The 13,918-nt window shown below is 50.5% G+C and carries 13 protein-coding genes, 1 tRNA gene and 4 pseudogenes; 10 read left to right on the top strand and 8 right to left on the bottom strand.

Annotated features, from left to right (window positions below; all coding sequences use genetic code 11):
• Nucleotides 1-20: 20 nt before the first annotated feature.
• Nucleotides 21-1,026 (bottom strand): annotated as a pseudogene (locus ABVR31_RS02745) (tyrosine-type recombinase/integrase).
• Between the two features lie 252 nt (nucleotides 1,027-1,278).
• Between ABVR31_RS02745 and ABVR31_RS02750 the strand changes: the two are divergent.
• The 4 genes and pseudogenes from ABVR31_RS02750 to ABVR31_RS02765 all read left to right on the top strand — a co-directional run bounded on the left by ABVR31_RS02750 (nucleotide 1,279) and on the right by ABVR31_RS02765 (nucleotide 3,326).
• Nucleotides 1,279-1,466, top strand: a pseudogene (locus ABVR31_RS02750) (hypothetical protein).
• 47 nt (nucleotides 1,467-1,513) lie between these two features.
• Nucleotides 1,514-1,704: pseudogene (locus tag ABVR31_RS02755) on the top strand (hypothetical protein).
• 90 nt (nucleotides 1,705-1,794) lie between these two features.
• Nucleotides 1,795-2,349, top strand: a complete 555-nt coding sequence (locus tag ABVR31_RS02760; protein ID WP_372771776.1) for a hypothetical protein — start codon at nucleotides 1,795-1,797, stop codon at nucleotides 2,347-2,349.
• A complete protein-coding gene (locus tag ABVR31_RS02765) occupies nucleotides 2,346-3,326 on the top strand; it encodes a hypothetical protein (RefSeq protein ID WP_372771777.1) in 981 nt (326 codons plus the stop codon). The genes ABVR31_RS02760 and ABVR31_RS02765 overlap by 4 nt, the downstream gene beginning before the upstream one ends.
• Before the next feature lie 45 nt (nucleotides 3,327-3,371).
• On the opposite strand, the gene ABVR31_RS02770 is transcribed toward ABVR31_RS02765, so the two are convergent.
• Nucleotides 3,372-4,256 carry a phage portal protein gene (locus tag ABVR31_RS02770; RefSeq protein ID WP_372771778.1) on the bottom strand — a complete coding sequence of 295 codons (885 nt, stop codon included), beginning with the start codon at nucleotides 4,254-4,256 and terminating at the stop codon, nucleotides 3,372-3,374.
• On the opposite strand from ABVR31_RS02770, the gene ABVR31_RS02775 reads away from it, so the two are divergent.
• The 3 genes and pseudogenes from ABVR31_RS02775 to ABVR31_RS02785 all read left to right on the top strand — a co-directional run bounded on the left by ABVR31_RS02775 (nucleotide 4,246) and on the right by ABVR31_RS02785 (nucleotide 5,028).
• The gene (locus ABVR31_RS02775) at nucleotides 4,246-4,437 is read left to right on the top strand and encodes a hypothetical protein (protein WP_372774094.1); all 192 of its coding nucleotides are present in this window, start codon (nucleotides 4,246-4,248) and stop codon (nucleotides 4,435-4,437) included. The two genes, ABVR31_RS02770 and ABVR31_RS02775, sit on opposite strands and share 11 nt — an antisense overlap.
• Nucleotides 4,385-4,747: pseudogene (locus ABVR31_RS02780) on the top strand (phage late control D family protein); the annotation flags it as partial. The gene ABVR31_RS02775 and the pseudogene ABVR31_RS02780, both read left to right, overlap by 53 nt.
• Before the next feature lie 62 nt (nucleotides 4,748-4,809).
• A complete protein-coding gene (locus ABVR31_RS02785) occupies nucleotides 4,810-5,028 on the top strand; it encodes an ogr/Delta-like zinc finger family protein (protein WP_013510553.1) in 219 nt (72 codons plus the stop codon).
• Between the two features lie 111 nt (nucleotides 5,029-5,139).
• Here ABVR31_RS02785 and ABVR31_RS02790 read toward each other — a convergent pair whose 3' ends face one another.
• From ABVR31_RS02790 to ABVR31_RS02800, 3 genes are all read right to left on the bottom strand, one after another.
• Nucleotides 5,140-6,054 carry a hypothetical protein gene (locus tag ABVR31_RS02790; RefSeq protein WP_372771779.1) on the bottom strand — a complete coding sequence of 305 codons (915 nt, stop codon included), beginning with the start codon at nucleotides 6,052-6,054 and terminating at the stop codon, nucleotides 5,140-5,142.
• A gap of 297 nt (nucleotides 6,055-6,351) precedes the next feature.
• Nucleotides 6,352-6,427, bottom strand: a tRNA-Ile gene (locus tag ABVR31_RS02795).
• A gap of 199 nt (nucleotides 6,428-6,626) precedes the next feature.
• Complete coding sequence (locus ABVR31_RS02800; protein ID WP_372771780.1) at nucleotides 6,627-7,409, bottom strand: SDR family NAD(P)-dependent oxidoreductase; 783 nt, start codon at nucleotides 7,407-7,409, stop codon at nucleotides 6,627-6,629.
• A gap of 136 nt (nucleotides 7,410-7,545) precedes the next feature.
• Here ABVR31_RS02800 and ABVR31_RS02805 point away from each other — a divergent pair, with 136 nt between their 5' ends.
• The 3 genes from ABVR31_RS02805 (at nucleotide 7,546) to ABVR31_RS02815 (ending at nucleotide 9,495) form a co-directional block, all read left to right on the top strand.
• Entirely contained in the window at nucleotides 7,546-8,133 is a 588-nt protein-coding gene (locus ABVR31_RS02805; RefSeq protein WP_264250501.1) for a TetR/AcrR family transcriptional regulator, read from the top strand.
• The gene (mug, locus tag ABVR31_RS02810; protein ID WP_372771781.1) at nucleotides 8,130-8,645 is read left to right on the top strand and encodes a G/U mismatch-specific DNA glycosylase; all 516 of its coding nucleotides are present in this window, start codon (nucleotides 8,130-8,132) and stop codon (nucleotides 8,643-8,645) included. Before ABVR31_RS02805 ends, mug begins: the two co-directional genes overlap by 4 nt.
• An 88-nt stretch (nucleotides 8,646-8,733) precedes the next feature.
• Nucleotides 8,734-9,495 carry a substrate-binding domain-containing protein gene (locus ABVR31_RS02815; RefSeq protein ID WP_058759768.1) on the top strand — a complete coding sequence of 254 codons (762 nt, stop codon included), beginning with the start codon at nucleotides 8,734-8,736 and terminating at the stop codon, nucleotides 9,493-9,495.
• Nucleotides 9,496-9,543: 48 nt separating this feature from the next.
• On the opposite strand, the gene rpoD is transcribed toward ABVR31_RS02815, so the two are convergent.
• The 3 genes from rpoD to rpsU form a co-directional block, all read right to left on the bottom strand.
• Nucleotides 9,544-11,388 (bottom strand): RNA polymerase sigma factor RpoD, encoded by a 1,845-nt coding sequence (rpoD, locus tag ABVR31_RS02820; RefSeq protein ID WP_021509630.1) that lies wholly within the window; start codon nucleotides 11,386-11,388, stop codon nucleotides 9,544-9,546.
• Between the two features lie 378 nt (nucleotides 11,389-11,766).
• Nucleotides 11,767-13,512: a DNA primase gene (gene dnaG / locus ABVR31_RS02825; protein ID WP_021509629.1), complete on the bottom strand. Its 1,746-nt coding sequence runs from the start codon at nucleotides 13,510-13,512 to the stop codon at nucleotides 11,767-11,769.
• Between the two features lie 119 nt (nucleotides 13,513-13,631).
• Nucleotides 13,632-13,847 (bottom strand): 30S ribosomal protein S21, encoded by a 216-nt coding sequence (gene rpsU, locus ABVR31_RS02830; RefSeq protein ID WP_001144069.1) that lies wholly within the window; start codon nucleotides 13,845-13,847, stop codon nucleotides 13,632-13,634.
• Nucleotides 13,848-13,918: the final 71 nt, after the last annotated feature.

Raw genomic sequence — 13,918 nt, forward strand, 5'->3', positions numbered from 1 at the left:
TCAAAGTACTTTGCTAATTCTTAATCCAGCAAATTAAGTGGATTTAGTAACATAGCTTCGGCCAAGTGGTCCGGTGCAAAGTGAGCATAACGCATAGTCACCTTGATATCTGTGTGCCCCAATATCCGCTGAAGTACAAGAATATTACCCCCGTTCATCATGAAGTGAGACGCGAAGGTGTGGCGCAAAACATGCGTAAGTTGCCCAGCAGGTGTTTCGATACCGGCGCGTTGCATGGCTTTTCTGAAGGCTGAATAGCATGGTTTAAAGAGCACCTCCGCTTTCCTGCTGGATGGCAGAACAGCCTGTAATTTTTCAGTTATCGGCACCGCTCGGTTTTTCTTGCCTTTAGTTTCCACGTAGATGATCTGACCGGCGCGGATTTGGTTGCCCTTCAAGCCTTCGGCTTCACTCCACCGTGCGCCAGTTGCCAGGCAGATTTTCACAATAGTCGTCAGATCTTTAGATCGGCTGTTCTCACACTCGGCGAGGAGGGTTCTAATTTCCTTAATGGTGAGATACGCCATCTCAAACTCACTGATTTTAAACTCGCGCACGTTTTCTAACGGATTCGGTGCGGTCCATTCATCTAACCGGCGTAACTCATTAAACATCGCCCTGAAATACGCCAGCTCTAAATTTACCGTGCGAGGCGTAACTGTCTTCACTCGAGTGGAGCGTGTGAGCTTTCCGTTTAACCGCTGCTCGCGATAAGACGCAAAAATTTTCGCGTTAAACTCGATTGCGAGTGGGTTTCCCATCGCCTCGCAGGCGAAAGCCATTGTGGTTCGCCGCTTTTCACCATCCGCCAACGTAATGCCATGCGTGTTGAACCATAATTCAATTAGCTCAATTACCCGCCGCTTATCTGCTTTCTCTCCCAGCCAGGGCTTATCTTGAGCCTGTTCTTTTACGAACTTCTCACAGGATTGTGCTTCGCCCTTCGTCGCAAACTGGCGGCGAATCCTTGTTGCCGTCACGGCCGTTTGGGAATTCTGTCAATAACTGTAAGGGGCCGGAGCGCAAACGGTTATAGCTGGAACTAAAAGCCCGTGGTTTTGAGGGGCACGAGGAAGAAATTAGCCTCCTTTCCAGAGGATGCAGCCTAAATGCGGGGGCGAGGCGACGGCTTTTTTATCAGAACGGAAGGCTTCAGGAGGCTGAATTGGACCGATGACAATCTGGAGCAATCCCATTGAAAGATAAAAAAGAGTTTCACATCAATGTGAGTTTTATATACTGTATTTATATACAGTTAATTGTTGAATGGGAGGCAACATGCAGGATTTTCTTTTGGCGTCGGTGAAGCTCCAGCGCATTGATTTGTTTTGAAACTTGTTGCTGTGAGTGACTGCACAGAGTTGGAAAAGAGCGTGGCAATTGAGTGGATCGCAGAACTAACTGATGAGCTTATGGCGCGGTTACGTAATCACGAATACAGTCGGTCAATGCATCAATTAGAGTAGGAATTCGTGGTCCTGATAGCCATTGCGAGCGTGCATGTCTATGCTGCATGAATTCGCATGATCCAAAAAGGATCACATTCCTCTCGGCCCGCCTGTTCTGGCGGGCTTTTGCTTATGTTATGCAGTGCATGAAAACCACTGCGCAAAGCGGGCAGGCGTGGCGGGGGTACGAGCGCGCGGTAGGATATTGTATCAACTCAGAAGTCATTCTAAATCTCCAAGTGTGAGGCTATATTAGCTCTGTGATATATTTACTTAGAGTGCATTGAGATAAATTAAATGTTTACACCGCTGAATGTGATGTCAAACTTTAAAGTAAAGGGATTTTATGATGATTAATGATCATGAGGTAATTGAAAACGATTTTTTTAAAACTGATAAGAAACATGGAAAATTTATAAAAAGAATAAGTAAGTATATTAGGTCATTAATGGAGCGAGGCCGAATTTCAGAGGCTTCATATTATTATGATGTTCTTTATGAAATGAAAAAGGATAATAAAGAAACTGTAGTGTTAGGATATAGTTTAGCTATCAGAAAGTTCGATTATCGTGCTATGCAGAAATTTGATAATTACTTGGTTAGTACAAAATGTGACCCTAAGATTATTTTTCTCTTAAGGCTCGATTATTATTACATTACAAGTAACTTAAATGACTTTGCTGGCGTTGCATGTTCTCTGCTAAAAGATTATCGTTTAAATGTTGATGAGTTGAACTCTTTAGTCGAATGTACCATTTCTCTGAATGCTAAGAAGGTGATTCCATCTTTGTATTCATATCTGAAAAGAATGAAGTTGACTCCTAGTGAACAATTAAACTTAAAATGTAAATCAATGATGATTGAAAGTTTTGTTGATACATTGCGCTTGGTGAATAAATGAAAGATTACCTGGTCGTTAGATTATTAAATGCTCAGGGAGCTTATTTCCCGCATGCTCTATATTATGGAGGTGTTGAGTTACGACCTCCTGTTTCTGATACAACTAAAGAGCTGGATGTTCTTGCATCTTCAGCAAAAAAAGCTAATGTTGATTTTGAACATTTCAAAATTTGTCCACGTATTGCAACAACAGTTAAATCTAATAGTCGGGAGCAAGCGATAGTCAGTGCAGACGGAGAGTTTGCTATTGTTCTTGATTTACTTTCTGCTGATGTACCATTGTCTAGCTTTACATTGTCCGATGTGGGATTTACTAAAGATTTAGGAAATGGAACATTATCAGCAATAATTAATGATAAGTATAAATTCAGTACGTCATTTTTTATGCATCATGGGAGACTGCAAAAATATGATGAAAACAACCACATTTTAAATAATGATAATGAATTATCTGAAAGGTATCTGCGAGCACTACACTGGCGGCGTAACAGTAAAAATGAGACTAATACACAACTAAGCATTCTTTTTGATTACTTTGCCGCCGAAGCTTTATTTAAAGAGAGAGAGGGTGATAATATTGGCGGATTCATTAGATGGTTTATGGGGTTTCCAAACGGTAAAGAGAGCCAGTATGTATCGTCTATCATTATGTCAAAGATTAATTGCAATGAACGATATCTGTATTGGAATAGGAGGTTGAAAGATATTTTCGAAGATATGAGGATTTTTAGAAATAACTCAGTTCATCATGGCTTTAGGTTGAGTGAGTTTGATAATGCTGATATGGAGTTATTCCAACATATAATGATGTACGGTGTGTCAAGGTCACTTGCTGCGGTAAGAATAGCGATAATTAGCGGTATAAATTCAGCGTCTGAGTTCAAAGATTATTTGGTTGAAATTTTTGAGCAGCAAGTCAATCCTAACGATGTTCATGGAAATATCATCTTCACTCTTGATGATAAGTTCCTAAAATGATTCTTTTTTTAAAGGGCTATAGAAATAGCCCTTGAACATGATTATCTATTCTTCAAATGAGTAAGGATTGAATCTAATTATTTCTTCCCCTGCCCATTTATTCAGCTCTTCAAATTGTTTCTGCAAAGGTATAAGCTCATTTCGCACAAATACCCTGCTTGCCTTCTCCACATCCCTAAACCCCCCAACATTATTCGGCATGATCCCCATCATCTGCGGGGGCACACGGTGCGCGGCAAGCATGTCGTCACGGCTCACGTTCTTGATATTCAGAAACTCATATTTAGCTGCGACCTCAGAAAGCGGGATGATCTGACTCCCGTCTTTCTTCCCGTTCGGTGAGTACATAAACAGCTTGCGGAAGTTGCCCGGCCCCTTGGCGCTTTTCATTGCCTGGCGGATATTGTTAACGTCTCCCTGATTCTGCGCCGCGTCGGTCATATACATGATGAAACTGGCGTGGCTGCCGTTCAGGTAGTATTTGCGACGGAACAGCGTTGCTGACTCGTTTAGCAGGGGGGACGGGATCGCCGAAAGGTATTCCGGCAGGCCGTAAACCTCCTGATTTAAATCCGGCTTCATCAGGTGAAACACACTGCCTTTGGTGAACTCATAGGGCTGCGTGTTCATGCCGTACTGCACAAACCAGTAGGTGTCCAAATCGGTACCGCGTCGGGTGAATTTTGCCAGTGCCGGCTCAAGCGCCAGCACACCGCCGAGCCTGTTGGTGCGCTTCTCCAGATAGGCGTTGCCGAACACCAGATAGTCCTGCACAAAACGACTAAACGCCTGCTGGCTCAGCAGCGGATGAGGAATGAAGGTGCTGGTCAGGATGTTGCGCTTCACGTTGATCGGCGAGCTGTGATGCACGGCGGCACGGAACGTGCGCGCTAACGGTGTGCTGTGGCTGGGGCGATTGATGATGGCCAACCCGATTCTGGCGGTGATTGGCCTGATAGCGGCAGGAGCCCTCTACATTTGGCAGAACTGGGAAACGCTGGGGCCAAAACTGGCGACATTATGGGACAGCGTCAGCAGCAAAGTGAGCGCCGTCTGGCAAACGCCGCAAGACTGCCGCGAAGAAGAGGGAGCCGTAAGCAAAGCAGGGTGATTACCTGATTGGCACAGATGAAAACGTGCTGGTGCTGAGCCACACCTATGCCAATCGGGCCAACGTCGAGCGCGCTGCCAAAATGCAATGGGAGCGGCTACAGCGCGGGGTGGTGACGTTCTCAATCCAGCTGGCGCGTGGCCGTGCGGATCTATACACCGAAATGCCTGTGAAGGTGAGCGGGTTCAAACAGCAGATTGATGCGGGGGAATGGATTATCACGACGCTGGCGCATAGCCTGAGCGCTGACAACGGTTATACGACCAGCATTGAGCTTGAAGTGAAAATAAATTCACTTGAAATGGAATAACGCTATCTCAAAATGGTTAAATTGAGTAGTATTTATCTCAATTGGGTTTTGGAGACAACATTATGATGAATTGCCCTTTGTGCGGGAACGCCGCACATACCCGCAGCAGCTTTCAGGTATCAGCAACAACTAAAGAACGTTATAACCAGTGCCAGAACATCAATTGCAGCTGTACCTTCAAATCTCATGAAACGGTTTCTGAGATCATTATGAAACCGGGTAGCGTTAAACCTGTGCCGCCGCATCCGGGAAGAAATCAGCAGCAACCGTTGTGGTTGTGACCACTATTTTGTGAAAATCGCCCGCGCTTTGCAGGTTTTATATCAAAAGTTCACTTTAGATAACTTCAATATTTTTCATCTTGGGCGAAATAAATTATTTGTGAAATTTAATTATTGTTTTTTTATGCTATTTACAAAATCTGCAAAGGCATGTTTATCTTCAGATGTTAGCGAGACATTCAGGAACGTTAAATCAGGCGTTCGAACATCTTCATCGTCAACCATTGCACCTTTTAAATTCACTTCAAGGAATGGCATTTTTTTTGCGTTTTCGATGATTGCCTCAATAAAGCTCTTGTCATTAGCTTGAACCATTCTAGAGATATAGGTTAATTGAGGGTTGTTGTTATTATCTCGCATCAAATATGGAAAAATCATCCCATCGGGAGAGCCATAAGCAGCGCACAAACAAGAATATGCCAATAATTTCATTGATTGTGGCCATACAGCATTTATCTCTAGTACCGCATTTTTTCTTATATCAGGACTCCAGACGGTAAGATAACCTTCAACGATTCTTTCCCATATAGGGTCTGAACTTGGAAATTCATCACCTTTCCAATATTTAAGAGTATTTTCGAACCAATCATGTTTTAATCTACCATCTATGTCAACTATCTGTGATATCCAATTGGAGTCAACCCTAGTAGATCTAGTTGCTGCTACTCCCACATCAGATAAATAATTATCCGAAAAATGTCCTCCCCACGTATTACAGTTCCAAAATCTAGAAATGGACTCTATTTCATCAAATACGAAAAAACCTCTTAATCTCGATACGCACTTAGGAAAAAAAGTCTCTCTAACTTTATCTATGGCTAATTCGCTATAGAGTCTTTCAGGGGTGGTGTTAGATAGCATTCCAGCCATAGCTACGGATAGGAAACTTTGATTATATTCACTTGATGGTAATTCTGATGGGGAAAGAAAAGATCCTCTTGCTATATTCCATGATACAGCAAGATTGTTGTAGTCTAAATAAGCAAATCCTTCAAAGTCTTCATGACTAAAATTATTAAATGCCATTATATATTCTCCAAGGCTAGAGCTTCCCATTGAACATGCATTTTATCTGGGTGAATAAGAATGTAAATAACAGATATTCTTTTGTCGATTTATTATCATTCTGCCGATTGGCGATGATGCATTCCTTTAACATGCTTGTTTTTAAACTAGCTGAGTGGGCCCTTTATGCTTCATAAATGCGAATCATAAAAGAAGGTAGTTGATAATCTGCTGCCACTTTGCTGCCATTGTAAGAAAGCAGATACAAAAAAGCCACCATGAAAGGTGGCTTAACTGCATGATTTTAATCACTAAATTTGGTGGCCCCTGCTGGGTTTGAACCAGCGACCAAGCGATTATGAGTCGCCTGCTCTAACCACTGAGCTAAGGGGCCAGCGGAGCGGGGATTATAAAGTATCTCGGTGGGACGATCCAGCGTTGCTCAATCGGTTGGTGAAAATTCCCGCAATCACTGAGTCCTTGATCTCACAGCAAAAAATTCCCGATCCCCGGCAGAAGCGCGCAATAAGCGCCCAGCGTTGTCGCATTTTTGAGACAAGGCTTGCTGCTGCCTTGTCTCAGGATGCCCAGGTTCAGCGATAGCGCGTGGCGGGCTTATTCAGCGAGATAAACGGCAGGATGGCGCCGCGCGCCTGCTCAAAGCTGTGCCACAGGCCCATATCTTCCACCGAAGGGATAGTGATCGCTTCGCCGTCATCCAGACCGCGCAGCGCAGCGGCGACTAAGTCATCGACCTCCATCACCATCTCTGCCGGCAGGTCATCCACCGAGCGCCCGGTGCGCTGGAAAATCTCGGTGCGCGTCAGGCCCGGCAGCAGCGCCTGCACGCGTACGTTGTGGCCCGCCAGCTCACGCTGCATGTTACGCGTCAGCGAGAGCACAAAAGCTTTCGTCGCATTGTAAGCCCCGTTTGCCTGCTCGTTGACCAGCGCCAGTACCGACGCCACGTTCACGATGGTGCCCGCATTGCGGCTGCGGAAAACCTGCGCGGCCGTGTGAGAGAGCTGCGTCAGCGCCACCACGTTCAGTGCCAGCATGGTTTGCGTCTGGTCGATGCTGGCGTCGATAAACTCGCCTTCCACCGTCATGCCCGCATTGTTGATCAGCGTGGTAATACGCGTATTGTTCCGCAGCTCGCTATCAATACGCACCAGATCCTCATGGCGCGTCAGGTCCGCGGCCAGCACGCTGACTTCCACGCCGTGCGCCTCACGCAGCGACTGCGCCAGTGCACTCAGACGTGCAGCATCGCGCGCCACCAGAATCAGGTCGTTGCCGCGTGCGGCCAGCTGTTTAGCGTAAGTTGCGCCGATACCGCTGGAAGCGCCGGTGATTAAAGCCAGTTGGTGTGACATGGAAAAGCCCTCTTTATGATGGTCGTCATATTTGTGTGCTGATAATATGACGACCATCATATGTATCGTCAAGCTGGAATATGACGATCGTAATAATTACACTGATTGCCATTAACGATGAGCAGGGTAACAACCGATGGAAAAGCTAAGCCATAAGGCGCGCACGCGGCAGCGCATTCTGGAAGAAGCGGCGGTGGTGATGCGCGAATGCGGCACCGAAGGCATTGGCGTGGCAGCGCTGATGAAGCGCGTTGGCCTGACGCACGGTGGGTTTTATGCACACTTTGCCTCGCGTGAAGCGCTGGTCGAAGCGGTGATTAGCGAGATGTTTGCCGACTCGGCGCAGCGTTTTGCCGCCGTGCTGGCGATTGAGGATCCGGCTGAACGGCTGAACCAGTGGATCGACCGCTATCTGTCGGACCAGCACTGTGGCGCGCCGGGCGAGGGCTGTCCGATACCGGCGCTGGTCAGCGAAGTGGCGCATTTACCGCCGGATGCGCGGGCGCTGTTTTCAACGAAGCGCGAAGCGGTGCGGCGCCAGCTGGTGCAGGCGCTGCAGCAGCTGGGGCATGCGCAGGCGGAGAGCATCGCCAGCAGCATGCAGGCCGAAATGGTCGGTGCGCTGGCGCTGGCGCGCGCCTGCACTGACGAGGCGGAAGCGCGCCGGATGCTGGAGGTGACGCGTCAGGCAGTCAAACTGCGCGCCGGGCTGGTGACAGCATGAGCGATCACGACATCCGCGACATTATCGCGCCCGATTTGCAGGTGCTGTTTTGCGGCATCAATCCGGGCAAATCCTCGGCGCATACCGGCTTTCACTTTGCGCATCCCGGCAACCGCTTCTGGAAGGTCATCCATCAGGCCGGATTTACCCGCGAACAGCTGCTGCCGGAGCAGGAACAGCGGCTGCTGGAGACCGGCTGCGGCATCACCATGCTGGTAGAGCGCCCCACCATTCAGGCCAGCGAGCTGGCGGGCGCGGAGCTGCGTGACGGCGGCGCGCGTCTGCAGGAAAAGGTGCTGCGCTTTCAGCCGCGCGCGCTGGCGGTGCTGGGTAAGGATGCGTTTCAGAAGGCGTTTCGTCAGCGCAACGTGGCATGGGGCGAGCAGCCGCAGTTGCTGGGCGAAACCCATTTATGGGTGCTGCCCAATCCCAGCGGATTAAACCGCGCTTCGCTGGAGGAGATGGTCGCCGCTTATCGCCAGCTTCATGATTGGTTACAGAATAAGGCGTGAGCTGGCTCTGTTTCATCAGGTAATAACGTTGTTCATCGTTTTGTTTCTGGCTACACCGAATGCTCCACGCAAAAAAAGGAGCAGGGAGATGAAGCAACGCACCATGGTTCTGGCGGCACTGCTGCTGGCGGCGCAACCGGGCGTCCAGGCCGCAACGCTGAAGGTATTCAGTTCCGGCGGTATGTACCCGGTGATTGAAAGCCTGAAGCAGGATTATCAGCAGCAGAGCGGTGACAGCATTGAGCTGGAAGCGGCGCCGTCGATGGGTGACACGCCGCAGGCGATTCCGAATCGCCTCAAACGCCATGAAAGCGCCGACGTGCTGGTGATGGTGGATTACGCCATCAAGCCGCTGGAGCAGGCCAAATGGGTGGATAGCGCCAGCCATCAGGTGCTGGCGCACTCGTACATTGCCATGGCGGTGAAGCAGGGCACCACGCCGCCGGATATCAGTACCGTCGCGAAGTTCAAACAGGTGCTGACCTCCGCCTCAAGTATCGCCGTGTCTGACAGCGCCAGCGGCAAATATATTCAGAGCAAGATGCTGGATAAGCTGCAGCTGGGCCCGAAAACGGCGGCGAAGATTACTGTGATTCCGGCCACGCCGGTGGGGGAGGCGGTCGCGCAGGGCAAAGCCGAGCTGGGCTTCCAGCAGAACAGCGAGCTGAAGGCGGTGAAAGGCATTACTATCGTGGGACTGATTCCGCCGGCGGCACAGCAGGATACGCTGTACGGTGCGGTCATCACGCGCAGCAGCCAGCAGCAGCAGGCCGCGGCGAAGTTCGTGAAATACCTGCAGAGCGACAAGGCGCGCAGCGTGATGCAGGAGAAAGGGCTGACGCCATACTGAAGACAATAAAAAACCCCGGCTAGCCGGGGTTTTTACTGACCAGGACGATTAATCGTCGAGGAAGCTACGCAGCACTTCCGAGCGGCTCGGGTGGCGCAGTTTACGCAGCGCTTTGGCTTCAATCTGACGGATACGCTCACGCGTTACGTCAAACTGTTTGCCCACCTCTTCCAGCGTGTGGTCGGTATTCATATCGATACCGAAACGCATACGCAGGACTTTGGCTTCACGCGCGGTCAGGCCAGCCAGCACGTCGTGGGTGGCAGAACGCAGGCTTTCCGAGGTCGCGGAATCCAGCGGCAGCTCCAGCGTGGTGTCTTCGATAAAGTCGCCCAGATGCGAATCTTCATCATCACCAATCGGCGTCTCCATGGAGATCGGCTCTTTAGCGATTTTCAGCACCTTACGGATTTTATCTTCCGGCATCAGCATGCGCTCAGCCAGCTCTTCCGGCGTTGGCTCGCGGCCCATCTCCTGCAGCATCTGGCGCGAAATACGGTTGAGTTTGTTAATGGTCTCAATCATATGCACCGGAATACGGATGGTACGCGCCTGGTCGGCGATGGAACGGGTGATAGCCTGACGGATCCACCAGGTGGCGTAAGTTGAGAACTTATAGCCACGGCGATATTCAAACTTATCCACCGCTTTCATCAGACCGATGTTGCCTTCCTGAATCAGATCGAGGAACTGCAGGCCACGGTTGGTGTACTTCTTGGCGATGGAGATCACCAGACGCAGGTTAGCCTCAACCATCTCTTTCTTCGCACGACGCGCTTTGGCTTCGCCGATCGACATACGACGGTTGATGTCTTTCACCTGCTCAATGGTCAGGCCGGTCTCTTCTTCGATCTGCAGCAGTTTCTGCAGCGAACGCATGACGTCTTCTTCCACTTCCTGCAGTTTTTCCGACCACGGTTTGTTCATGGCCAGTGCCGCTTTGAACCAGCTCTCACTGGTTTCATTACCGGTAAACAGGGTGATGAAGTTTTTCTTCGGCATTTTGCACAGTTCAACACACAGCTTCATGATCAGGCGCTCTTGCGTGCGCACGCGCTCCATCATTTCACGCATGTTGTTCACCAGGTAGTCGAACTGCTTCGGTACCAGGCGGAACTGTTTAAACACTTCAGAGAGATTATTAATCTCGGCCACGGCGTCCGCATGGCTGCGGCCTTTGGCTTTGATCACGGTGCGCGTGGTTTCGTACTGCGTGCGCAGGTCGTTAAACTTCTCGCGCGCCAGTTCCGGATCGATAGAGTTATCGTCGTCGGAGCTGTCGTCGTCGCTCTCTTCGTCTTCCTCTTCGTCGTCGTCGCGGTCTTCTTCTGACAGCTCAGAACCAACGTGGGTTGCGGTCGGTGCCAGATCTTCCTCGGCGTTCGGATCGACGAAACCGGTGATCAGGTCAGACAGGCGTGACTCGCCCGCTTCAACGCGATCGTACTGATCGAGCAGGTAGGTGATTGCTTCCGGGTATTCGGCGACAGAGCATTGCACCTGGTTGATACCGTCTTCGATACGCTTGGCGATGTCGATTTCGCCTTCACGCGTCAGCAGCTCAACGGTACCCATTTCACGCATGTACATGCGTACCGGGTCGGTGGTACGGCCAATTTCAGATTCAACGCTGGATAATACCTGAGCGGCAGCTTCCGCGGCATCTTCGTCAGTATCGGTGCTGTTTTCATTCAGCATCAGATCATCGGCATCCGGGGCTTCTTCCACCACCTGAATACCCATATCGTTGATCATTTGGATGATGTCTTCGATCTGATCGGAGTCGACGATATCTTCCGGCAGATGGTCATTGACCTCAGCATAGGTCAGATAGCCCTGCTCCTTACCACGGGTGACAAGCAGCTTAAGCTGTGACTGCGGGTTTTGCTCCATAAGACGGTATCCACACTTCTGTTAATTAGATTGGTGTCGGTCGGCAGCGAGCCAACTATAACAGTGAAGGCGTTGTATTTTTGCCGCTGCCTTCAACGCGGCCAGGGCTTTGGCCCATCGTAAATCGGCACTTAAGCCGCTTAATATTCTGTCCGGCGCTAACTCACTTGCCATTTTCAATGCTGGCAGTGCTTCCAATCCTCACGTACGCCAGTACGCTCCGGTTGCTGCGCGCTGGCAGCCTTGAAACTGACAGCGACGTTAACGCCTATGGTATGTATGCATTGCTTCCGGCTTCGCTTACAGCGTCCATAAACCAGAAACATCAGGCAAGAACGGCGGCGTTATCAGCCTTCATCATTCTGACCCGGTAAAATCTTATTTTTTGGCTAATGCCTGGCTTAATGCCCAGAATTCACGGCGTTCGGCGGCGCTCAGGCCTTCCGTCCGGTCGCGCGCAATCAGTGCTTCGAGGCGCTGCTCCAGCGCAGCATCATAGATGCTTGCCAGCGAGTCCTGGAACACTTCTTCCGCTTCGTCATCTACGATCATGTGGTTCCAGGTGGCCAGTGTTTCAAGGGGCTGGCTAAATTCTGTCCCGCGATATAACTCTAGTAGCTGTCCGGTGGTCAGGCCAGGATTCTCAGTACAACGGCGGACTAACTCCACAAACAGTGGCAATCCCGCTAATTTAGACTGCTCCAGCCCGTCCAGCGCAGGCACGATGGCGGCAAATTGCGGATTCTGCACCAGCAACGCAATCAGCACGCGCATGGTGGTGCGTTTCATCGGTGGCGCCACCGGCGCGGTACCGCTTTCCGCCTGCTTCGGCATCAGCTTGTCTAACTGGTTATCGTCCAGAATGCCGAGTTTATTACCCAGCGTCTGACGCATATAAATCCGCAGCGTTTCGCCCGGAATCTGGCTAATCAGCGGCAGCGCCAGCGTCGCCAGCTTGGTACGGCCGTCGCGCGTACTCAAATCCACCTGCGGCATCAGGCTGTCGAACAGAAACGTGGAGAGCGGCATAGCCTGCTCCATCCGCGCTTCGAACGCTGCTTTGCCCTCTTTACGCACCAGGGTATCCGGGTCTTCGCCGTCGGGCAAAAACATAAAGCGTAGCTGACGACCGTCATTCATGTAAGGCAATGCGGTTTCCAGCGCACGCCATGCAGCTTCACGACCGGCGCGGTCGCCGTCGTAGCAGCAGATCACGTTATCGGTCGAGCGGAACAAAAGCTGGATATGTTCCGCTGTGGTCGAGGTGCCCAGCGAGGCGACAGCATAATCAATGCCGAACTGCGCCAGCGCAACCACGTCCATATAGCCTTCCACCACCAGCAGACGCGCCGGTTGCGGATGATTTTTTTGCGCTTCATACAGGCCGTACAGCTGGCGGCCTTTATGGAAAATTGGTGTTTCCGGTGAGTTAAGGTACTTGGGCGTATCGTTGCCCAGCACGCGGCCACCAAAACCAATCACGCGTCCGCGTTTGTCGCGAATCGGAAACATCACGCGATCGCGGAAACGATCGTAGGTGCGGCCGCTGTCATTACTGACCAGCATGCCCGCTTCCATCAGCGATTCACGATCTTCTTTCTGCTGACCGAAACGCTTCAGTACGTTGTCCCAGCCGGCTGGCGCATAACCAATGGCAAAGTGATCGATCACCTGCTGGCTCAGCCCGCGTGTGGCAAGATACTGTTGTGCTGATTTCGCCTGCGGATTGCGCAGGCTCTGCTGATAAAAGCTGTCTAAACCTTCCAGCAGCTGATACAGGCTCTGGCGCTGATGGCGCTCCATCGGGCTCGGACCGTTGCCCGCTTCGTACGGCACTTCTAAGCCGTGCTGCGTGGCAAGTTCCTCTACGCTCTCGACGAAATCCAGACGATCGTGATTCATCAGGAAGTCGATGGCGTTGCCTTTGGCACCACAGCCAAAGCAGTAGTAGAACTGCTTCTCACCACTTACGGTGAAAGAGGGGGTTTTTTCGTTATGGAAAGGACAGCACGCGTGATAGTTCTTACCCTGCTTTTTCAGCTTAACGCGGGCATCGATAAGATCCACGATGTCCGTGCGGGCAAGTAAATCATTGATAAATACGCGTGGAATTCGTCCAGCCATAAGCCCCGGTTTTTCAGCTCATAAACGGCAACAAGCCGCGCTTCCTTTCGGAAAGCACGGCCTCTTACTTGACTCTGTCTGCGTTTAACACGCGGCGGAAGCGAACTTCCGAAAAGAAATTAGTACAGACGAGTGCGGCGTGCGTTTTCGCGAGCCAGTTTCTTGGCGTGACGCTTAACAGCAGACGCTTTAGCGCGCTTACGTTCAGTCGTTGGTTTTTCATAGAACTCACGACGACGAACTTCAGCCAGAACGCCTGCTTTCTCGCAGGAACGCTTGAAGCGACGCAGTGCTACGTCGAATGGCTCGTTTTCACGTACTTTAATTACCGGCATGTAACTCTCACCTCGATAAAATTCGGTTTTTGCTGCTGACTGCGGCGCCAGCACTTTTCAAAATGGTGCAG

The organism is Pantoea sp. WEP (assembly GCF_041678305.1).
GTDB classification, from domain to species: Bacteria; Pseudomonadota; Gammaproteobacteria; order Enterobacterales; family Enterobacteriaceae; genus Pantoea; species Pantoea dispersa.

Excerpts from the sequence above, each read along its gene's own strand:
- ABVR31_RS02760 (WP_372771776.1), top strand. The coding sequence starts at position 1,795 with ATGATGATTAATGATCATGAGGTAATTGAAAACGATTTTTTTAAAACT.
- ABVR31_RS02765 (WP_372771777.1), top strand. The coding sequence starts at position 2,346 with ATGAAAGATTACCTGGTCGTTAGATTATTAAATGCTCAGGGAGCTTAT.
- ABVR31_RS02775 (WP_372774094.1), top strand. The coding sequence starts at position 4,246 with ATGATGGCCAACCCGATTCTGGCGGTGATTGGCCTGATAGCGGCAGGA.
- ABVR31_RS02785 (WP_013510553.1), top strand. The coding sequence starts at position 4,810 with ATGATGAATTGCCCTTTGTGCGGGAACGCCGCACATACCCGCAGCAGC.
- ABVR31_RS02790 (WP_372771779.1), bottom strand. The coding sequence starts at position 6,054 with ATGGCATTTAATAATTTTAGTCATGAAGACTTTGAAGGATTTGCTTAT.
- ABVR31_RS02800 (WP_372771780.1), bottom strand. The coding sequence starts at position 7,409 with ATGTCACACCAACTGGCTTTAATCACCGGCGCTTCCAGCGGTATCGGC.
- ABVR31_RS02805 (WP_264250501.1), top strand. The coding sequence starts at position 7,546 with ATGGAAAAGCTAAGCCATAAGGCGCGCACGCGGCAGCGCATTCTGGAA.
- mug (WP_372771781.1), top strand. The coding sequence starts at position 8,130 with ATGAGCGATCACGACATCCGCGACATTATCGCGCCCGATTTGCAGGTG.
- ABVR31_RS02815 (WP_058759768.1), top strand. The coding sequence starts at position 8,734 with ATGAAGCAACGCACCATGGTTCTGGCGGCACTGCTGCTGGCGGCGCAA.
- rpoD (WP_021509630.1), bottom strand. The coding sequence starts at position 11,388 with ATGGAGCAAAACCCGCAGTCACAGCTTAAGCTGCTTGTCACCCGTGGT.
- dnaG (WP_021509629.1), bottom strand. The coding sequence starts at position 13,512 with ATGGCTGGACGAATTCCACGCGTATTTATCAATGATTTACTTGCCCGC.
- rpsU (WP_001144069.1), bottom strand. The coding sequence starts at position 13,847 with ATGCCGGTAATTAAAGTACGTGAAAACGAGCCATTCGACGTAGCACTG.